Source organism: Paenibacillus sp. FSL R7-277, from assembly GCF_000517965.1.
GTDB classification, from domain to species: Bacteria; Bacillota; Bacilli; order Paenibacillales; family Paenibacillaceae; genus Paenibacillus_AQ; species Paenibacillus_AQ silagei.
Genome location: NZ_ASPX01000084.1, coordinates 1 through 19,456, shown reverse-complemented (window position 1 = coordinate 19,456; position 19,456 = coordinate 1). Strand labels below are relative to the sequence as shown.

The window sequence follows — 19,456 nt, the reverse complement described above, 5'->3', positions numbered from 1 at the left end:
ATCTAGCTGGTTGGTAACAGGCCGTGTAAATATCGTATGATAGAATGACAGAGCTGCGGGTTAGGGCCTTAACACAATATTCGCGTGAGGTGAGGAAGCTTGAGAATATTAATCGTAGACGACAATCCTACCAATGTAATTATTATCCGTGAGATCCTCAAGAAGGAAGATTACCGGAATTTCATAACGGCCTCGTCCGCCAAAGATATGCTGAAGCTGCTGGGCGTCGGTGTGGGGGAAGAGCCCCGGCCGTCCGATGTGGATCTGATTCTGCTGGATATGATGATGCCGGAAATGGATGGAATTGAAGCCTGCCGGGTGGTCCAGCAATATGAGCATCTGAAGGATATTCCTATTATTATGGTTACGGCTGTAGGTGACTCCAAGAAGCTCGCAGAGGCGCTGGATGCCGGAGCGGTGGATTATGTTACGAAGCCGATTAACAAGGTGGAGCTGATGGCCCGTATCCGCCTCGCGCTGCGGTTGAAGCGCGAGAAGGACTGGCATAAGGAGCGGGACCAGCGGATACAGGATGAATTGAAGCTGGCTGCCCTGGTGCAGAATGCGGTACTCAGTCTGCCCCTTGCCGAGGAGACCCTGGAGGTACATGCGATTTACCAGCCTTCCTTCGAGCTGGCCGGGGATCTGTATGCCTGGTATCCGCTGGGAGACGGGCGTTATGCGGTCATCCTGCTCGATATGATGGGCCACGGCATCTCGTCTTCTTTGTTTACCATGTTCCTTGCCTCGGTCCTAAAGGATACCGTAACGACCTATGTGGAACCGGAGAAGGTTATTCAGGAGCTTAACAGACGCTTTAATCAGCTATATATTGAGAAGCAGCTGGTCCAGTATTATTTCACGGCGATCTATCTTGTCATTGACACCCGTCAGAAGCGGATTAACTATGTGAATGCCGGGCATCCGCCGGCGCTGTTCTTTGAAGGAGATGCCAAAACGCCTGTACTGCTGGAGAGCAATTGCCACCCTGTAGGTCTGTTTGACCGGATCGATATTCAGCAGCAGAGCCTCAGCTACGAGGACGAGGGTCATCTGGTGCTGTTCACGGACGGCCTCATGGAGATGGTGGAGGGCGAGCAGGAAGAGCAGCTGAAATTCATGATCGGGCATTTGAATGCCACTCATGACTGGCAGGAAGACCTGGTGCGCGCTGCCTTCCTGAGTGAGCCGGTTAATTCGGAACGTGATGACGATAAATGCCTGGTGTGGATCTCGCTGAAGAAAGGAACCGATAAGGAATGAAGATTAAGGCTAAGCTGCTGATCGGATTCAGCGCCATGCTGGCGATTATGCTGGCGCTTACCCTGATCGGGTATGACAGGCTCCATTATATGAGCAATCAGCTGGACAGCTACCAGGAGAGATATAGCAAAGGCCGTGCTTCTTCGGGACTTCGCGGAGAAGTGAACGACATGGCACGGATACTGACCACGTCCATGCTTAATGCCGATACTGTAACCCTGGAAGCGCAGAAGGCGGAAATTGACAGCAAGGTCCTGAAGTCTGCGGAGCATCTGGAGAATATTAAGGCCTCTCTGAAGACGGCAGAGGAATTGCAGATTTTATCCCGGATTGAGAATGCCTATTCCGGCTATCTGAAGTATCAGGACAAGGTCCTGGAGATGCTGAGTGCCGGATACTTTCAGAATGCCAACACGTACCGCAATGCAGAAGGACAGGATATTCAGAACGAGGTGCTGAACAGCCTGAATACGTTGTCTGATTACAATGCCTTCCGGATGACGGAGGAGACTGCTAACGCCCAGGAGGCTTCGAGCAGATCGATTCAGATGGTAACCCTGATCATGGTCTTAGGGCTGCTGCTCGGGCTGGGTGTCATTTTGTGGGTGATACCGAGCATCACGCGCGGCCTAAGTGTCGTCTCCATGATGATTACCAGCTTCGGCAACGGTAAAATGCGGGCGATCCGCCGGATCAAGGTGAAGTCGAAGGATGAGATCGGCGATGTGGCCCGGGTATTCCAGCGGATGGCCGAGGATCTTGAGCAGAAGCAGCAGCTTGAGAGATCCTATGCCCAGGCACAGAGCGATCAGGCTTGGCTGAATGCCAATATTGCCCGAATTACGGAGCTGCTTCGCGGCGTCAGCTCGCTGGATCAGGTAGCCCAGACCTTCATCAGTGAGTTCACGCCTGTGCTGGGAGCGCAGTATGGTGCCGTCTATCTGAAGAGCCAGGATAATCCGAACCTGCTGGTCAGCAGCGCTTTTTATGCCGGTGAGGAGGGGGTTACGCCCAGGGAGAGCTTCGAGATCGGTCAGGGACTGGTCGGACAGAGCGCGTTGGATAAGCTGCCGATCAAGCTGACGGAGGCGCCTGACAACTATATCTCAGTGTCTTCGGGATTCGGGGAGTCGCATCCAAGTTATATATCGATCCACCCTCTTTTATTCGAGGATGAGGTTCTGGGTGTTGTGGAATTCGCTTCCTTCACACCATTCTCGGTGCTGCAGAATGAACTGCTGCATCAGCTCTCCAATAATCTGGGGATTATTCTGAACAACATCAGCCGCAGGCTTGTGGTTGAGGAATTGCTGCGCGAATCGCAGGCGCTCACGGAAGAGCTGCAATGCCAGTCGGAGGAACTGCAGACCCAGCAGGAGGAGCTGCGCCGCTCTAACGAGAATCTGGAGGAGCAGACGGATGCCCTGAAGCGTTCAGAGGAGCTGCTGCAGCGCCAGCAGGAGGAGCTGGAGCATTACAATACAGAGCTGGTCTCCAAGACACGTGCCCTGCAGGATCAGGTGCAAGAGGTTGAAGAGAAGAAGGATGAGATTGAACATGCCCGTATGCAGCTGGAGAAGCAGGCTATGCAGCTTGCAGTAACCAGTAAATACAAATCCGAGTTTCTGGCCAATATGTCCCATGAGCTGCGTACTCCGCTGAACAGCCTGCTCATTCTCTCCCAGCTTCTTACGGAGAACAAGGAAGGCAATCTGAGCGAGAAGCAGGTCGAATTCGCCCATACCATATATATGTCAGGTGCAGATTTGCTTAAAATGATTGATGAGATTCTCGATCTGTCCAAGGTCGATGCCGGCAAAATGGAGCTGAATCATGAAGAAATTCCGCTCGTCGAGCTGAAGACCTTCGTGAAGCAGAACTTTGCTCCGCTGGCTGCGCAGAAGGGGCTGTCGCTGCGCCTGTCCTTTGACGAGCCGCTTCCGGACAGTGTATATAGCGACAGTCACAGACTGAAGCAAATCCTGCGTAACCTGCTGTCCAATGCCTTCAAATTCACGAGCGAAGGGTATGTAGAGTTCTCTGTTAGCCGTGCGGACGTCAAGCGGCTGCCTGCCTATCTGCCGCATGAATATGATTATATTGCCATATCCGTCAAAGACAGCGGGATCGGCATCCCGTCAGATAAGATGGATATCGTCTTTGAGGCGTTCCAGCAGGTTGACGGTACGACGAGCCGCAAATATGGCGGCACGGGGCTTGGCCTGTCGATCAGCCGCGAATTAGCCCGCCTGATGGGCGGGGCCATCGGACTGGAGTCCCGTGAAGGGCAAGGCAGCGTATTTACACTGTATTTGCCGGTTCAGGGGAATTTTAGCCTGCTGCCGGGAGCGGTTGAAGCCGCTCCTGCCGGGGAGGCCTTGCAGCTTGAGGAGTTCCGGGAGGAACTTTCATGGGATAAGGCAGGGGACATCACGCCTACACCTGCTAAGCCTGTAGTTGTGGAAGATGACCGGGAATCCCTTGCCAGCGGCGACAAGGTGCTGCTGATTATTGAGGATGATGAGAGCTTTGCCAAGATATTGCTGGGCATGGCCCGCGGACGCGGCTTCAAGGGGCTGGTAGCCCTGCAGGGTGATATCGGCCTGCAGATGGCCAAGACCCTGCTGCCGGACGCGATCATCCTCGACATCCAGTTGCCTGTCTTGGACGGCTGGTCGATTCTGAGAGAGCTCAAGAGCGACTCCCAGACACGCCATATTCCGGTGCATGTAATCTCTGTGAATGATGAGATGAAGCAGGGGCTCATGATGGGAGCGATGGCCTACCTCAGAAAGCCGTCCTCCCGTGAAGCGCTGGACCGGGCCTTCTCGCAGATTGAGAATTACACCGCCAGCACGATGAAGCATCTCTTGATTGTCGAGGATGACGATATCCAGCGCCGTTCCATCGAGGAGCTTATCGGACATGACGATGTAGTGATTACGGCGGTGTCTTCAGGCCAAGAGGCGCTGAATGAGCTGCACAAGCAGAGATATGACTGTATGGTGCTTGATCTGATGCTGGATGATATGACCGGCTTCGAGCTGCTGGATCAGATCCGCGACGATGAGGAGCTGAACGATCTGCCGATTATTATTTATACCGGCAAGGATCTGGACAGCAAGGAAGAGACCAAGCTGCGCAAATATGCGGAATCTATTATCATCAAGGATGTCCGCTCGCCGGAACGGCTTTTGGATGAGACCACGCTGTTCATGCACCGGGTAGAAGCAAATCTGCCGGAAGATAAGCGTAAAATCCTGCAAAAGCTGCACAATAAAGAGGAACTGTTTGAAGGCAAAAAAATACTGCTCGTCGATGATGACATCCGCAACGTCTTTGCCCTCTCCAGCGTGCTCGAAGGCTATCACATGGAAGTGAAATTTGCCGAGAACGGCCGCGAGGCCATCGACATGCTTGTCGAACAGAGTGATTATGATCTGGTGCTGATGGATATGATGATGCCGGAGATGGACGGATATGAAGCTATGCGCCGCATCCGGCAGATGCCGCAGTACCAGAAATTGCCGATTATCGCCCTCACAGCCAAGGCTATGAAGGAGGACCGGGCCAAGTGTATTGAAGCCGGAGCCTCCGATTATATGAAGAAACCGATCAGCACGGATCAGCTTCTTTCGTTAATGCGCGTCTGGTTGTATTCGTAAGGGTGATTTCGGGGTAATAGCTATACAGCAGGTTCAAACCAAGTACGGAAATAAGGCGCAGGCAAGGGAGTATTGATGACAATGGCAGCGATGGAGCACGGATATGAGGGTCAGGGGAATCCGCCGGAGAGCAAGCAGGAGCTTGAACAGATTGAGATTGAGCTGCTTCTGAACGGAGTACACCGTTTGTATGGATATGATTTCAGGAATTATGCTCTGCCTTCCTTGAAGCGGCGCATCTGGCATCATGTCCATGCGGAGAGCTTACCTACTATTTCTGCCCTGCAGGAAAAGGTGCTGCATGACCGTGCCTGCTTCGAGCGGTTCGTGTATAGTCTCTCGATCCCTGTGACAGAGATGTTCCGTGATCCCGGACTCTTCCTGACCTTCCGTCAGAAGGTCATTCCGCTCCTGCGGACCTATCCTTATATCCGGATCTGGCATGCCGGCTGCTCGACAGGCGAAGAGGTCTACTCGATGGCAATTATGCTGCATGAGGAAGGATTATATGACAAGGCTAGAATTTATGCCACGGACATGAACGCCCGTTCCTTGCAGCAGGCCAAAGAAGGCGTGTACGAGATCGGCAAGATGAAGCAATACACCAAGAACTACCTTGAGGCCGGAGGCACGGGCGTCTTCTCGGAATACTATACAGCGAAATATAACTCAGTGATTCTGCAGCCGTATTTACGCAAGAACATCATTTTTGCAGAGCATAATCTGGCAACGGACACTTCCTTCAACGAATTCAATGTGATCCTGTGCCGGAATGTAATGATCTACTTCAACGACGAGCTCCGCGATCATGTGCATGGCTTGTTCCATGAGAGCCTCAGCCGGTTCGGAGTGCTGGTCCTCGGTTCCAAGGAATCTATTCATTTCACACGCTACAGTGACAGCTATGAGCCTCTGGACCGGGTAGAAAAAATATACCGCAAAAATAAATAGCGGGTAAGGAGGGACCTATGGGGGTTCAGGAACCGATTCATATACTGCTGGTTGACGACCGTCCCGAGAATTTGCTGGCACTCGAAGCCGTCCTTGAGAGTCAGCATTACAAGCTTGTCAAAGCCAATTCTGGAGAAGAAGCACTGCGGTGCTTGTTGAAATATGAATTCGCCGTGATTGTTCTGGACGTTCAGATGCCGGGTATGGACGGGATCGAAACCGCCAAGTTAATCAAAGCCAGGGAGAAAACCAAGGATATTCCGATCATCTTCATCTCTGCCAACAGCAGGGAGTCGGAGCATCTCTTCGCAGGGTACTCTGCCGGCGCTATTGATTATATGGTCAAACCGTTTATCCCGCAGATTCTGAAGTCGAAGATTGAAGGCTTTGTGAATATGCATCTGACCAGCAAGAAGCAGCAGATTCAGGCGATGCAGCTGCAGCAAAAGACGCTGGAGCTTGAGCGCATGAACGGTGAACTGATCAAAGCCAAGGAAGAGGCGGAGATCGCGGCTAAGGCCAAGACCGAATTTCTGGCGATGATGAGTCATGAGATCCGCACGCCGATGAATGGCGTAGTGGGTATGATTGATCTTTTGATGGAGACCCAGCTTGCTCCTGAGCAGAAAGAATACACAGAGATTATCCGTAAAAGTGCGGACACACTAATAACCGTGATTAACGATATCCTTGATTTCACCAAGATGGAATCGGGCAAAATGGAAATGGAAGAGCAATTATTCGAGCTGCATACCACCGTTCAGGAGGTATTTAGTCTGTTCTCGGCGGAAGCCGGCAAAAAAAATCTGGAGCTGGCCTATTTCATCGACCAGAAGCTGCCGCGGCTGATTTATGGAGATATGGCCCGGCTGCGCCAGGTGCTGATCAACCTCGTATCCAATGCGGTGAAATTTACCAACCAGGGCGGCGTTTATTTAGTTGCTTCCCTTCTGCCTTCAGCGGATAATAAGCTGGTAATAGAATTTACCGTTAAGGATACAGGTATTGGAATTTCAACGGAGAAATGTGACCGGCTGTTCCAGCCCTTCTCCCAGCTTGATTCCTCCATGACGCGTAAATATGGAGGCACAGGCCTCGGCCTCGCCATCTGCAAGTCCCTCGTGGGCATGATGGGCGGAGATATCCGTGTAGAGTCGATGGAAGAGAAGGGGGCTACCTTTGTATTCACTATCCAGGTTGCCCTGCCGGAGGAAGAGCTGGAAGGCGGCTGCCGGGAAGAGGACGGTACAGCGGACGAGCTAGATGAAGCAAGCCGGAGCAAAGTGCTGGTCGTAGATGACCATCCGATTAATCAGCGCCTTATGGTTAGCATGCTGGATAAGCTCGGATATCGTGCCGATGTTGCTGAGGACGGGAACCAGGCTGTAGAACTGGCCCGGCAATCCGAGTACGATTTTATCTTCATGGACCTGCAGATGCCTGTGATGGATGGTCTTGAAGCCACTTCCCTGATTCGTGAGGAGAGCAGCGGTTCGCCTGACAAGACGGTGATCATTGCGATGACTGCGAATGTGATGGAGGGGATTCAGGACCGCTGCACCGCTGCCGGCATGGACGGCTACATCAGCAAGCCGCTCAAGCTAAGCAGCATCAAACAAATGATCTCCAGATATTCAGGCAGAGATAATCCCGCAACCGCGCGGAACACTTCGCTTTTCAACGCATGACCCATGATTTACCAGTGCCGTATTGTCTATTTGTTGTTTCAACCCTAGGCTATTAGGGTTATTGGTAAAGAAAACATTTAACCAGGAGAGTTGTCTATGAATACACATAAAAGCGAAAAGTTTCACGCAAAGACCGAAACCGTTGGTTCGGTATGTACTGTTTATCTGACAGGTGAACTCGATCTGTCTGTGGCACCTGACTTTCGTCTGGTGATGGAACCGCTAGTGGGAGACACGGGGCTTGATCTCGTGATTAATCTGAAGGATCTGAAGTATATTGACAGCACCGGTATAGGAATCCTGTTGTCGATCCTCAAAGCAAGACATGGAATGGACGTCAAGTTCACCGTTGCTGAAGTTCCCCCGCAAATACAGAAGCTGTTTGACATGACCGGCATTTCCAAGTTTTTTGCCTCCCAAGAGAATTCCCACTAGGAAAGGATCGAACTAAGAATGAGTGATGACATACAAAGAGTAGTTCTTCAGTTACCCGCCAGTGCAGAATATGTCGATATTGTCAGACTTAATTTATACGGCATTGCCTCCAAAATGGGTTTTACTTATGAAGACATTGAAGATATGAAGGTAGCCGTCTCGGAAGCATGTAATAACTCCGTGCTCTATGCCTATGGGCAAGCGGACGGTATGGTTGATGTAATCTTTGAGGTAGGATCAAGTGTCTTATCCATTACTGTCAAAGATGAGGGGGAGAGCTTTGACGGTTTGGATGCGTCCGGGGAACGTCTGACGCTTCATGACAAGGAGCTGAATGATGTTCAAGTGGGCGGACTGGGCTTCTATTTAATGCAGGCGCTGATGGATGACGTTAGCGTTGTTAGCGAATCAGGGAAAGGGACAGTCGTTACCCTGACTAAACGGCTCAATTTCAGCGAGGAGAAAGTATGAATGACAAAGTGACTCCCCCAGAGTCCATGAATGAAGCAGTAAGCCTGATCTGGGAATACCAGCAGACGAAAGACAATGAAATCGCAACAGTGCTCATCCGTAAATATGAACCTATGGTGAAGATGGCAGCCGGCAAAATTGCCCGTAACCGTCCGGATCTCTATGAGGATCTGTATCAGGTAGGGCAAATGGCGCTGATCCGGCTGCTGGCGCAATACGACATCAGCTTGGGGATTCCCTTCGAGCCGTATGCGATGAAGAGCATGATTGGACATATGAAAAACTACCTGCGTGATAAATCCTGGTACATACAGGTTCCACGGCGGATTAAGGAAAAGGGCGCGCTTGTTCAGCAGGCCATTGATGAATTGACCATTCGGCTCGAACGTTCTCCGGCGGTTGAAGAGATTGCCCACTATCTGGATCTCACCGTAGAGGAAACTGTGGAAGTACTGGCCGGCAGAGAATGTTATCATTATGTCTCCCTGGATTCACCGCTCTCCCAGGAAGAGAGTGGGGCCACACTCGGTGAATTGATCAGCTCCGATGCGAATGACTACGAGACAGTGGAGAAGCGTATGGATCTCCAGCAGGCGCTCGGACAACTGAAGGAACAGGAGCAGCAGGTGCTGCTGCTGGCCTTTCAGGATGGCCAATCCCAGCGGGCCATTGCCCAGAAGCTGGGTGTCTCGCAGATGAGCGTATCCCGCATCCAGAAGCGGGCCACTGAGAAGCTGAAGCAGATCATGGCTAATTCATCCTATTAAGGATCAAGGTCATTATATTTATCAGGGCAGGTTCCATCCCGTAAGGGATAGAGCCTGCCCTTTTTTGGGTAGATAAAAATTTATATGTTTTGGGGTCCCCGCCAAGTACCTGAGTCATCACCTACGCTAGAGCCCCACTTTGTGGGGTTAAAGAGCAACATCCCTCCTGCAGTCTATTCGCGGTAGAGTAGGCTGCAGGAGGGATGCGCGGGAAATGTGTTTAGTTAGCATCTATATACTTTTTGATTTCTCCAAGATATTCCCCGATAACCGGTACATTGAGAAACAAACTGAGGATATAGCCAAGGATACCAAGAATGACAAAGGTACCGAGTGAGAGGCCCAGGCCTCTGGAGATCCCGGCCATCAGGTTGGTGATAATCCGCTTCTTGGGGTCTGTATAGTTCTCCAGGATATCCTTGAACTCGGATTTCTCCAGTGAGTCGGCGATCTTGTCTAGCCTCGCATTCAAGCGTTTGACCTCATGCCGCAGCTCGAAGGGATGCTCATCTACGTCATAAGCTTTGGTTCTGTTGTCCGCTTCTCCCATAAGGCGTACCTGCTTTCTGTAGCCTGAATCAGGCTTTATTGAAATATAAGACATGCATAAATAGGGAGCGGCCAGCTACGGAAGATCTGGCCGCTCCCTTCAATGTATAATCAGCCTGAACATCCGGGATTAATAAGAGGATTTAACTTCGTCCTTGGCATCCTTCGCTGCGCCTGCGATTTCCTTGGAAGCGTCCTTCGCCTTGTCGGCAACCTCTTGGGAGGTATCCTTGGCTTCAACCGCTATGTCCTGGGAGGCGTCCTTAACGCTGCCCGTGATGTCCTTGGAGGCATCGCTTACCGTTTCACCAATCTTTTTGCCGGTTTCCGCCAGAGTAGCTGCAATTTGTTGCTTGCTGTCACTGACGGTGGTGAAGATATCGGAGGCCTTGGCCGATACGGTGCCTGCCAGGTCTGTAGCTTTTTCACCTACGGTCGTAGCAATCGTCTTGGTCTTGTCAGTTACGGCTCCCGCAACCTCTTTTGTCTTATCCGTAGCTACTGTGAGCTTATCGGACAGGTCACTGCGTATCTCGCGTCCAGGCTTTGGTGCGAATAGCAATGCTGCCGCCGCTCCCAAGAGTCCGCCGATGAAGATCCCTTTTAAGAATGTGCCGCCGCTTTCTACCGGATATTCCTTCTCTGCTTTATTCATTATCAATCACTCCTTATCAGAATTGTTATTCAAATTCAGGTGAGCCTGAATGTTCTTACTTCGTATATACACTTTGGGCTATGTGCTGAAACAGCGGAATAGCTTGGCAAAGATTGCCGGAGCATAAGGGAGCATCACAGCCGAAAAGGTGTTTTTTCATACCAAATTCGGTGAATATGCGGCTTTACAAGTTTGATTGATCTCGAAGGGAAGGGGGTAAGAAATAGTTAATCATAGCGCATCTATACATCCCATATTGAAGAGCATTCACTCCCCTGTTTAGGATATTGATAAGATTCCAACATCTATGGAGGTGCAACATTATGATAAAAGTAGTTACAGCAGCCGAGCGTCATACTTCGAATAGAGAATGGATACACAGTGAATTCAGCTTCTCGTTTGCCGATTATGATGATCCCAGCAACGCCCATTTCGGCGCACTGCTGGCGCATAACGACAATGAATTGAAGCCGGAGCAAGGCATGCATGAGCACCCGCATCATGATCTGGAGATTATCACTTATGTGGTATCCGGTGTGCTGAAGCATCAGGATGATCTGGGGAATCATGCAGATCTGCAGGCAGGCAGCGTGCAGCTGATGAGCGCAGGAACAGGCATTAACCATTCGGAGACGAATCCGTCAGACCATGTGGATGTCCGGTTCCTGCAGATCTGGCTGTTGCCCGACCGGCCTGGTAAGGCCCCGAAATGGGATGCCCGGTTCTATCCGGCCGAGCTTAAGCTCAACCACCTGCTGCCTATTGCTTCAGGGGAAGGAACTCAAGGCTCGCTGCAGCTGGACAATGATGTTAACATCTATTTGTCCGTTCTGCAGACGAACCGGGAGCTGCGCTATCCCCAGCAGGAGGAGCGGCGAACTCATCTGTATGTCATTTCCGGGAACCTGGAGATATCATGCGCGGACGGTGTATTCCAGCTCCAGCAGGGGGATGCGGCGCGTATCCGCAAGAGCTGTGAGCTTACGCTCAAAGGCATAAGCAGCTCAGGAGATGCAGAATTCATTCTGATTGATCTCCCGTAGCAGGCCGGAGCATGACAGTAAGATTATTATTGGAGTATACAAAAGCCCTTCAGCTTCAACGTCCCGTCTTACGGACAATGAAGCTGAAGGGCTTTATATTGTATACGAACTGCTGGTGCTATTTCTTGCGCAGGCGGCCAAGCTCTGAGACGAGCGCCTCCACCTGGGAGATACTGAGCCGGTCACTGCCCATCGCAACCTCATAAATATCCTGGATATCCTCATACTGCTCCACCGAAAAGGCGGACGCCTGCATTGCAGCGGCACTGGCCATTTTCAGCTTGCTTTTGATGCCTTCAATCATATATTCAACGTTCTCCTGGCTTGGTTTTGACAAATCCATTGAGTATAACCATCCTCCCTGAGTAATATAGAATGTGAACTGGTATAGTTCAAATATCTTATCATGTTTGGGCAAGGGATGACCATTTTTTTGTCCAGATCACGCAAACATGTTAAATTAAAGGTAAATATAACTGGCTGCTTAGCAAGGGGGAGAGAGTCTTTGGCCATCAGAGAAGAAGAGAGCAGAAAACGGCGTAAAATGGATGCCGGAGGACTGGCGGCTTTCTTCCGCGGGATCGCAGACGAGTATTCCGCTGAGCAGCTGACCTTCCTCTGTATCGGAACAGACCGCTCCACCGGAGATGCACTGGGGCCGCTGACGGGAAGCCGCCTGCTGGAGTACGGATTTCCGAATGTAACGGGTACGCTTCCGGCGCCCTGTGATGCGGATAATCTGATTCAGAGGATAACAGAGATTCCGGAAGGGCAGATTATAATCGCTGTTGATGCCTGCCTGGGACCGCCGGCCGCACTGGGCTGTTACTTTGCGGCCGCGCAGCCGCTGCGTCCGGCAGAATCGGTAGGGGGACTCTTGCCTGCTGTAGGAAATTACAGTCTGGCGGCGATCGTTGATGTGAACAGTCCGCGTCCTTACCGGACCATCCAGACTACCCCGCTCTACCGGGTAATGGTTATGGCCGACCAGATTGCCAGGGCAGCCGCCCTGGGATTCGGACTTACGGATTGAGAGCGTTTCAAATCAGCTGTTCTAGCTTATTAATATAGACCACTACATAGAAAGAGGGTAAGCAGCCATGGAAAATGTTCGATGCGAGGGAAGCAACATTTGCTATAGTGATCAAGGCAAAGGGGATGTAATCGTGCTGCTGCACGGATTCTGCGGGAGTGCCGAATACTGGGAAAAGGTGATTCCCGGACTTACAGCCCATTACCGGGTCATCGCCCCGGATCTGCGCGGGCACGGGGCTTCCGATGCTCCGCTTGGAGCCTATACCATCGAGCAGATGGCTGATGATGTGCTGTCGCTGCTGAATGCCTTGGAGATTCAGGAATGTTATCTGCTGGGACATTCGCTCGGAGGCTATATTACCCTGTCGTTTGCCCAGCGCCATGCTTCCCGGTTGAAGGGCTTCGGGCTGATTCATTCCTCGGGCTATCCCGACAGTGAAGAAGCCAAGGAGAACCGGCTGAAGAGCGTCACCATGATCCAGAGCGAAGGCATCTTTGCTTTTGTGGATCAGCTGGTGCCTGGACTGTTTGCTCCTGGAGCGGAGCCCCGGCTGCTGGAACGGGCCAAGGAGATCGGCTACAAGACTCCGCCGCAAGGCGCGGTTGGCGCGTCCTTGGCGATGCGTGAGCGCCCGGACCGCCGAGATGTGATCTCGGCAACGGCGCTGCCGGTGCTTCTCGTTGCCGGAGCAGAGGATTCGAAGGTGACGCCGGAGCGGACGTTCACCTCAGACAACCGGAATATCACCAAGGTGACGTTGCCGGGTGTAGGCCACATGGGTATGTTTGAAGCACCGGAGCAGCTGGCGAAGATTATTAAGGATTTCGTTCAGGCCCCTGTGCAGAAGTAAATTACATCAGGCAATAGGGACAGAAGGCAGCACTTCCGCTCTCCGGCGGGTGCTGCCTTCTGTTTGCTGTCTAAGGATTTTATTGAAACTTACGGATAGCCGGAACGCACAGCACCAGGGCAACACAGGAGAGGCCCAGGCCGGAAAAAATAATAATGGTCGGCACTCCTCCGATCTGGTCGGCCAGCCAGCCGACTAAGATATATCCGACCGGCAGCAGGGCGAAGGACCCGAACATATCCAGACTGGCTACCCGTCCGAAGGCTTCCTTCGGAACAAGCTCCTGCAGGCTGATCTCCCAGATCAGCCCGAAGATCATTAGTCCGAAGCCTTCTACGGCAAATAAGGTGACAGCTGCTGCCGGAGTGCCTGCGAACGGGAGCAGCAGCAGAGCAGCCCCGCTGATCAGTGCGCCGCCGTAAGCCAGGATGCCGCGGTGATTCCATTTCGGCCGCAGGCCGTACAGCAGGCCGGCCGCTATGGCCCCGACACCGGAGAACGTAACGGCCAGGCCATAGAGATAAGGAGGCCAGCCGTGATGGACCTTGAACAGCCAGGGAAGAAGGACGCTGATTACGCCCGTATAACATATATTGACGAAGCAGAAGGCGAGAATTGTAATCCAGAGCCAGGGCTGGCTGCGCAGAACATGTATTCCTTCGGCGAAATCCTGTCTCCAGTGCGGAGCGGGAGAGGTCCCGGCAGCAGGCTTAGCCGGGATGTCAGTCTCAGTGGCGGCAGCCTGCAGCCGGGTCATCATCACTCTGCGCAGATAGACCAGGCAGATGAGGGAGATAAGATAGGTGAAGGCATCAATTCCGAAGCCGATGCCCGCGGACAGGTGGGTAATCAGCAGTCCCCCTAACGCGGGACCGATCAGCCGCACGGACTGGGTTGTGATCTGAGTTAAAGAATTCGCTGCTACGCGGATATCCGGAGTGAATACGGTAGCGCGGACGGCAGCGTAGGCGGGCTGGAATAAGCCGTCCAGCAGGCCGTAGCAGGCAACAAGTCCATAGAGCAACGGAATGCTCAGCACTCCGGTCAAGGACAGCACAGCAGTCGTAATCATAACGATGAACCGGGCAATATCGGCCAGCATCATAATCCGTACACGGTCGTAGCGGTCGACAATATGTCCGGATACCGGCAGCATGATTACATTAGGCAGCATGTAGGCGGCCATGACCATCCCCATAATGGTGGTGGAGCCGGTCAGGGAATAGACCAGGACAGGCAGGATAACCATGGTTACCGAGCTGCCCAAAAAAGAAACTAAATGTCCCAGCCACAGGTAAGGAAAGGCGCGGGATTGCCGGAAAGGGGCGGCGAAGCCCTCAAGCGGATAATGCTTCGGTTGTCCGGAAGGGCCAGCGGTGCTCATCTATTAATGTGCCTCCTCTTCCGGCTGCGCAGCAGCATCGGCAGACTGCAGACGGCCCAGCATCACTTCCACACCGTATTCGTCACCTTCCGTTACCTTGGACTCCCAGGCGGTAATCAGCTCCAGCAGCTCCTGGTGGAATTCCGCAAGCTCCTGAGGAGAGAGAGTAAGTCTGGTATTGAAATGCCGGGTCTGGTCTTCTTCGCGGAAGTGAAGGCTGCGAAGCGCCTCCGAGTGGAACACCGTACCTTTGGAACGGTAAAATTTCTGGATGATTCCTCCTGCGGCTTCTGTACGGACAAGCTCCAGCAGACCGCCCTCATAGAGCTTGACGATATGGTAGTGAATATTACCCGGAGTCTTGTTCAGCTTCTCCGCAACCTGCTTGGATGTAAGCGGCTCTGCCGACAGCGTGTGCATAATCTTAATCCGTAAGGCGCTCTCCAGCAGCTTATCCTGTTCCGGCGTAACGTTCAAAATCCGGTTGCTTGACTGCAGATCCGGTTGACCTGAAACGGCTGCTGTGATGGAGTCTTGCGTGTTGCCGGTTGGCTTGGTCATTAATAAACCTCCTATATAGGGTCCGTATTAACATGTATACAGTCTGTATCCAATTTCAATCTGCTAAATAGTTCAATCTGTAATACAGATTGGGTAACTGAATTATAGTTCATCATTATAGTGTGGTCAAGACTTAACTCCGCACAGTGGCGCCGGAGAGACGAATGGTTTAAGATGAGTCCAACAGAAGCATAGGATACAGAAGAGAAGCAACTGCGTAACGAAAGGAGCACGGGTATGTTCCGGAGGGATTATATTGTACGGATGATTGAGGATATGACAGCTATGGTCGCCAAAGTAATGACCCTGAAGCAGGATAAAAAAACAACGGAAGCCCTGTGGGAAGTGGATGAGCTGCTGATGCGGCATTTTCGCCTGAATTCGCGTCTGCTTAATTCGTTGTCCGTAGAGGATATTATTGATATGTTTCGTCTTGGAGGGGTGCTTGAGGCCGACAAGCTGCAAGGAGTAGCCCGGCTGCTGAAGGAGGAAGGCGGGATTTACGCGGCCAAAGGAGACCGGGATGCGGCCCTGTTCAGGGCGATGCGTTCCCTGCATTTATTCATTTATGCCGATCTTCATGGCGCGGACCGGGAGCTGCTGAACATGACGGAAGAGATAAGTGAGCTGCTGGAAGAAGTGGAGCCGTACCGCCTTCCCGCCAAGACTGAACGCCTCTTGATGGCGTACCACGAATCTCAGGGGCACTACGCCAAGGCGGAGAACAGTCTCTACCGGCTCTGGGAGCAGGGGGAGAATGTAGCGGAGGAAGGCAGAGAGCTCTATGAACGGCTGCTGCTGTTAAGTCCGGAGCAGTTAGCGCAGGGCAGTCTTCCTCTGGAGGAAGTGCAGCAGGGCAGGGAAGAATGGAGCAAGCTCACGGTTAATGCTATAATGTAACGATATTCAGGAGACAACGTGCTCTATTTTATAAACCCGAAAGTGAGATGTACCCATTTGGAAGCGTTGAAGGAATTGATCGAGCAAGTGATAACCGGCCGCACTCTGATTACGGCTACACTAAGCCAGCTGCGCAGCAAGGGCGATGCCGCCTACAATAAAGTACAGGTTAAGCCTGTTGAGCTAAAAGGAAAGCTGCATTATCAGTTTGCCTATTACATCGGCCCTAAGGTCGAACACCGCAACATTCCGGCAGAGGATGCCGCTGAAGAGATGCTCTCTTTGCTGAGGGACACCTTCCGCCAAGGTCTGCTGTGTACGGCCGGTGCCGACTATCAGGTGCTGATCAGCAAGAAATACAAGGTATCGATTCTGACCAAATCAGCCAGCAAGCAGGAAGCGCCGGATCTGGCCCATAACCGCCGGAAGCAGTACGTGCTGGATGAGGGGGAGCCGGTGCCGTTCCTGGTCGAGCTTGGCATTATGAACAGCGAGGGCAAGGTGCTGGCCAAGAAATATGATAAATTCCGCCAGATCAACCGGTTCCTGGAGATGGTTCAGAATGTGCTGGGCGATCTGCCGGCAGGCCGGCCGCTGACGATTGTGGATTTTGGCTGCGGCAAGTCTTATTTGACCTTCGCCCTGTACCATTATCTCGCGGTCCGCGAGCAGCGGGAGCTGAATATTGTCGGCCTTGACCTTAAGGCGGATGTCATTGCGCACTGCGATGCACTGGCTGCCAGGCTGGGTTATGACCGGCTGAAGTTCCTGGTGGGCGATATCGCCGACTATAATGAGCTGGATCAGGTGGACATGGTGGTCACGCTGCATGCTTGTGATACCGCCACCGATGCTGCACTGGAGAAGGCGGTGCGCTGGGGCGCATCGGTGATCCTCTCGGTGCCCTGCTGCCAGCATGAGCTGTTCGCACAGGTAGAGAGCGAGGTGCTGAATCCGCTGCTGTCACACGGCATCCTGAAGGAGCGGTTCTCGGCGCTCGCCACCGATGCAATCCGGGCGAAGCTGCTGGACCTGATGGGCTACCGCAGCCAACTGCTGGAATTCATCGATATGGAGCACACCCCGAAGAACATCCTGATCCGCGCCGTCCGCAGCGACAGCGGTGGCCGGGCTGCCAAATGGCGTGAATACACCGCATTCCGCGATTTCCTCGGTGCCAAGCCTTACCTGGAACGCGTCTGCTCCGACCTGCTGCCCTCCGGCAGTACGGAAGTTTAATTCATGTGTTGAATAGTTTAGGGTATGACAGACCGGCCGCTTCCTGATGGGGGCGGCTGTTTTTTTGCGGGTTCGGGGCTGTATGTGAAAAACCGAACAAAATTTGTGCTGACGCGAAGGTGAGTAGGCAGGATGATGGCTATAGATAGCTTTTGAGAGACAATAGTGTTCCTGAATTGGCGGAGGGCCACTTTGGGTGGAATGAGGTGCACAAGTGCTCTTCATTTGAGCGTGTGAGCAGCGTTTAGTGAGATCAGGTGCATAAGTGCTCTTCATTTGCGTGTGTAAGCTGCGTTTGGTGAGATCAGGTGCATAAGTGCTCTTCATTTGCGTGTTCGAGCTATTTTTGGTGGAATGAGGTGCACAAGTGCTCTTCATTTGTGCATTTGAGCTTACTCGGGTGGATCAGCTGCTCTTCTGTTTTCCGGTAAATATGGGCAGACTGTTAAGCATCATGAGCAATAGGAGATTTAGGATGCGCATTAACGGGTATAGACGGCAAAGTGATTGGTTGGTTACTTTGGTTTGCGGGTTGGCGTTAATAGCAGCGGGGACGGCGGCGTGTGTGCTGAGAGGGTTCTTTTTCACCGGGGAGATGTATTTGTTCCTGACGGTGTGGTTTGGCTTGTGCGGAGTCTTGCTGGGATTGGTAGTTATCTATATGGCGGCTGGTAGAGGGGCGCAAGTAGAGGAGCAGCCTGAACGTAGAAAGCATATTCGGGAGTTGGCTGGCAGTATAGGTGGAGGGAGGGGGCTGGCTGTCTGGGGGTTACTCAGCGCTTGTGTGTTAATCTGTCTCTTGTATGCTATCCAGACACTGGGCAGACCCGTATCCGCGCAAGGAACGCTGAATGAAATGCTGCGCTCAGGCTTCTACACTAGCTTTGTGACATTCGCTTTGCTGGCGGCACGAACCCGCCGGGGAAGAACTCTTCTTGCAGCAGTGTGGCATCTGCTTGGAATCACTATCAGTTTGTCGGCCCTTTTGGCGGTCTGCGGAGGTCTGCCGATTCCTTATGCGGTGGCGTATACCCAATCGCCGGGAGTCAGTGCCACTGGTGCGAGGCTGGCCGGATTGCTTCAGTATCCGAATGCCTTTGGTGCGGTGATGGCCGTGTATTTACTGGAACGGCTGTTTGCAGCCGCTTATAGCTTCGGGTCTGGAGATTCTGGGAAAGCAGCGGATGGGGAGAAGAACGGTGCGTTTGGAGGCGTGGCTGTAGGCGGAGTAGATAAGGGAGGTGCAGGCAGCAGTGCGGTGCGTGCGAGTGTCAGCGGAGCGGGTGAGGCAGGTGCAGAAGGTGTGGGTGTGGGCAATAATGCGGTGCGTATGGGTGACAGTGGAGCGTGTGAGGTAGGTGCAGAAGGTGCGGGTGCGGGCAATAATGCTGAGCGTATGGGTGTCAGGGGAGCGGGTGAGGTAGGTGCAGAAGATACGGGTACGGGCAATAATGCTGAGCGTATGTGTGTCAGCAGAGCGGGTGAGGCAGGTGCAGGAGATACGGGTGCGGGCAATAATGCTGAGCGTATGGGTGTCAGGGGAGCGGGTGAGGCAGATGCAGAAGATACGGGTACGGGCAAAAGTTCTGAGCGAACGGGCAGCAGGGCGGGGGAAGAAGGTGCAGGAGATGCCGGCATCAATTGGAAGCGGACCGGAACCTGGTCCGCTTCGCACTGGCTAAGAGCGGCGCGCCTGCTGCCGCTCTTCCCGTACGCCGCCGCGCTGCTGCTCAGCGAGTCGCGCGGCGCATGGCTGGCTGCGGCTGCCGCCGGTGCCGCAGCCCTTCTCCTGAAGCGGCAACTGTTCGTGCCGCTTCTAATCACCGGCGCCGCCCCCGTTGCCGCGGCGGCGCTGCTCTACCGCCAGCTGGCCCGCTCCGGGCTGGCGGCAGAGCCCCTGCCCGGCCTGCTGCTGCTGGCCGGGCTTTGGGCCGGCGCGTGGCTAGCCGGCCTATGGCTGCACCGCCGCAGCTGCCGTGCGGCGGGCGGGGACCGCGCC

At 53.1% G+C, this 19,456-nt stretch carries 16 protein-coding genes and 2 pseudogenes; 13 read left to right on the top strand and 5 right to left on the bottom strand.

The annotated features are described in order from the left end of the window. The first annotated feature begins 99 nt into the window (after positions 1-99). From C173_RS25465 to C173_RS25435, 7 genes are all read left to right on the top strand, one after another. On the top strand, positions 100-1,263 hold the full coding sequence (locus tag C173_RS25465) for a SpoIIE family protein phosphatase (RefSeq protein ID WP_036730303.1): 1,164 nt from the start codon (positions 100-102) through the stop codon (positions 1,261-1,263). Continuing rightward, complete coding sequence (locus tag C173_RS25460) at positions 1,260-4,928, top strand: response regulator (RefSeq protein ID WP_036730301.1); 3,669 nt, start codon at positions 1,260-1,262, stop codon at positions 4,926-4,928. The genes C173_RS25465 and C173_RS25460 overlap by 4 nt, the downstream gene beginning before the upstream one ends. Before the next feature lie 81 nt (positions 4,929-5,009). Next, positions 5,010-5,879 (top strand): CheR family methyltransferase, encoded by an 870-nt coding sequence (locus C173_RS25455; RefSeq protein WP_036730299.1) that lies wholly within the window; start codon positions 5,010-5,012, stop codon positions 5,877-5,879. A gap of 17 nt (positions 5,880-5,896) precedes the next feature. Continuing rightward, positions 5,897-7,567: a response regulator gene (locus C173_RS25450; RefSeq protein ID WP_051478402.1), complete on the top strand. Its 1,671-nt coding sequence runs from the start codon at positions 5,897-5,899 to the stop codon at positions 7,565-7,567. Positions 7,568-7,663: 96 nt separating this feature from the next. Then, a complete protein-coding gene (locus C173_RS25445; RefSeq protein ID WP_036730297.1) occupies positions 7,664-8,002 on the top strand; it encodes an STAS domain-containing protein in 339 nt (112 codons plus the stop codon). 18 nt (positions 8,003-8,020) lie between these two features. Continuing rightward, on the top strand, positions 8,021-8,473 hold the full coding sequence (gene rsbW / locus C173_RS25440) for an anti-sigma B factor RsbW (protein WP_036730295.1): 453 nt from the start codon (positions 8,021-8,023) through the stop codon (positions 8,471-8,473). Next, positions 8,470-9,240: a sigma-70 family RNA polymerase sigma factor gene (locus C173_RS25435; protein ID WP_036730293.1), complete on the top strand. Its 771-nt coding sequence runs from the start codon at positions 8,470-8,472 to the stop codon at positions 9,238-9,240. Before rsbW ends, C173_RS25435 begins: the two co-directional genes overlap by 4 nt. 220 nt (positions 9,241-9,460) lie before the next feature. Here the strand turns inward: C173_RS25435 and C173_RS25430 are convergent, their stop codons facing one another. Both C173_RS25430 and C173_RS25425 read right to left on the bottom strand, forming a co-directional pair. Beyond that, positions 9,461-9,790, bottom strand: a complete 330-nt coding sequence (locus C173_RS25430) for a DUF5665 domain-containing protein (RefSeq protein ID WP_036694977.1) — start codon at positions 9,788-9,790, stop codon at positions 9,461-9,463. A gap of 129 nt (positions 9,791-9,919) precedes the next feature. Further along, the gene (locus C173_RS25425; RefSeq protein WP_081751334.1) at positions 9,920-10,444 is read right to left on the bottom strand and encodes a YtxH domain-containing protein; all 525 of its coding nucleotides are present in this window, start codon (positions 10,442-10,444) and stop codon (positions 9,920-9,922) included. A gap of 323 nt (positions 10,445-10,767) precedes the next feature. Here C173_RS25425 and C173_RS25420 point away from each other — a divergent pair, with 323 nt between their 5' ends. Beyond that, a complete protein-coding gene (locus C173_RS25420; RefSeq protein WP_036730291.1) occupies positions 10,768-11,487 on the top strand; it encodes a pirin family protein in 720 nt (239 codons plus the stop codon). Positions 11,488-11,605: 118 nt separating this feature from the next. Here the strand turns inward: C173_RS25420 and C173_RS25415 are convergent, their stop codons facing one another. Continuing rightward, entirely contained in the window at positions 11,606-11,830 is a 225-nt protein-coding gene (locus C173_RS25415; RefSeq protein ID WP_036730289.1) for a DUF1128 domain-containing protein, read from the bottom strand. 162 nt (positions 11,831-11,992) lie between these two features. Here C173_RS25415 and yyaC point away from each other — a divergent pair, with 162 nt between their 5' ends. Continuing rightward, positions 11,993-12,520: a spore protease YyaC gene (gene yyaC / locus C173_RS25410; RefSeq protein ID WP_036730287.1), complete on the top strand. Its 528-nt coding sequence runs from the start codon at positions 11,993-11,995 to the stop codon at positions 12,518-12,520. Positions 12,521-12,587: 67 nt separating this feature from the next. After that, complete coding sequence (locus C173_RS25405) at positions 12,588-13,373, top strand: alpha/beta fold hydrolase (protein ID WP_036730285.1); 786 nt, start codon at positions 12,588-12,590, stop codon at positions 13,371-13,373. Between the two features lie 79 nt (positions 13,374-13,452). On the opposite strand, the gene C173_RS25400 is transcribed toward C173_RS25405, so the two are convergent. Both C173_RS25400 and C173_RS25395 read right to left on the bottom strand, forming a co-directional pair. Beyond that, positions 13,453-14,757, bottom strand: coding sequence for an MFS transporter (locus C173_RS25400; protein WP_036730283.1), 1,305 nt, complete (start codon positions 14,755-14,757; stop codon positions 13,453-13,455). A gap of 3 nt (positions 14,758-14,760) precedes the next feature. After that, entirely contained in the window at positions 14,761-15,318 is a 558-nt protein-coding gene (locus tag C173_RS25395) for an ArsR/SmtB family transcription factor (RefSeq protein WP_051478400.1), read from the bottom strand. Positions 15,319-15,555: 237 nt separating this feature from the next. Here C173_RS25395 and C173_RS25390 point away from each other — a divergent pair, with 237 nt between their 5' ends. From C173_RS25390 to C173_RS25380, 3 genes and pseudogenes are all read left to right on the top strand, one after another. Beyond that, positions 15,556-16,218: a DUF6483 family protein gene (locus C173_RS25390; RefSeq protein WP_036730281.1), complete on the top strand. Its 663-nt coding sequence runs from the start codon at positions 15,556-15,558 to the stop codon at positions 16,216-16,218. Positions 16,219-16,265: 47 nt separating this feature from the next. Continuing rightward, positions 16,266-17,457 (top strand): annotated as a pseudogene (locus C173_RS25385) (class I SAM-dependent methyltransferase). Between the two features lie 532 nt (positions 17,458-17,989). Further along, positions 17,990-19,456: pseudogene (locus C173_RS25380) on the top strand (hypothetical protein); the annotation flags it as partial.

What these genes read in the sequence shown, in the direction of transcription:
- C173_RS25420 (WP_036730291.1), top strand. Translation starts at nt 10,768, where the DNA reads ATGATAAAAGTAGTTACAGCAGCCGAGCGTCATACTTCGAATAGAGAA.
- rsbW (WP_036730295.1), top strand. Translation starts at nt 8,021, where the DNA reads ATGAGTGATGACATACAAAGAGTAGTTCTTCAGTTACCCGCCAGTGCA.
- C173_RS25405 (WP_036730285.1), top strand. Translation starts at nt 12,588, where the DNA reads ATGGAAAATGTTCGATGCGAGGGAAGCAACATTTGCTATAGTGATCAA.
- C173_RS25460 (WP_036730301.1), top strand. Translation starts at nt 1,260, where the DNA reads ATGAAGATTAAGGCTAAGCTGCTGATCGGATTCAGCGCCATGCTGGCG.
- C173_RS25390 (WP_036730281.1), top strand. Translation starts at nt 15,556, where the DNA reads ATGTTCCGGAGGGATTATATTGTACGGATGATTGAGGATATGACAGCT.
- C173_RS25415 (WP_036730289.1), bottom strand. Translation starts at nt 11,830, where the DNA reads ATGGATTTGTCAAAACCAAGCCAGGAGAACGTTGAATATATGATTGAA.
- C173_RS25435 (WP_036730293.1), top strand. Translation starts at nt 8,470, where the DNA reads ATGAATGACAAAGTGACTCCCCCAGAGTCCATGAATGAAGCAGTAAGC.
- C173_RS25430 (WP_036694977.1), bottom strand. Translation starts at nt 9,790, where the DNA reads ATGGGAGAAGCGGACAACAGAACCAAAGCTTATGACGTAGATGAGCAT.
- C173_RS25450 (WP_051478402.1), top strand. Translation starts at nt 5,897, where the DNA reads ATGGGGGTTCAGGAACCGATTCATATACTGCTGGTTGACGACCGTCCC.
- C173_RS25400 (WP_036730283.1), bottom strand. Translation starts at nt 14,757, where the DNA reads ATGAGCACCGCTGGCCCTTCCGGACAACCGAAGCATTATCCGCTTGAG.
- C173_RS25395 (WP_051478400.1), bottom strand. Translation starts at nt 15,318, where the DNA reads ATGACCAAGCCAACCGGCAACACGCAAGACTCCATCACAGCAGCCGTT.
- C173_RS25445 (WP_036730297.1), top strand. Translation starts at nt 7,664, where the DNA reads ATGAATACACATAAAAGCGAAAAGTTTCACGCAAAGACCGAAACCGTT.
- C173_RS25455 (WP_036730299.1), top strand. Translation starts at nt 5,010, where the DNA reads ATGGCAGCGATGGAGCACGGATATGAGGGTCAGGGGAATCCGCCGGAG.
- C173_RS25425 (WP_081751334.1), bottom strand. Translation starts at nt 10,444, where the DNA reads ATGAATAAAGCAGAGAAGGAATATCCGGTAGAAAGCGGCGGCACATTC.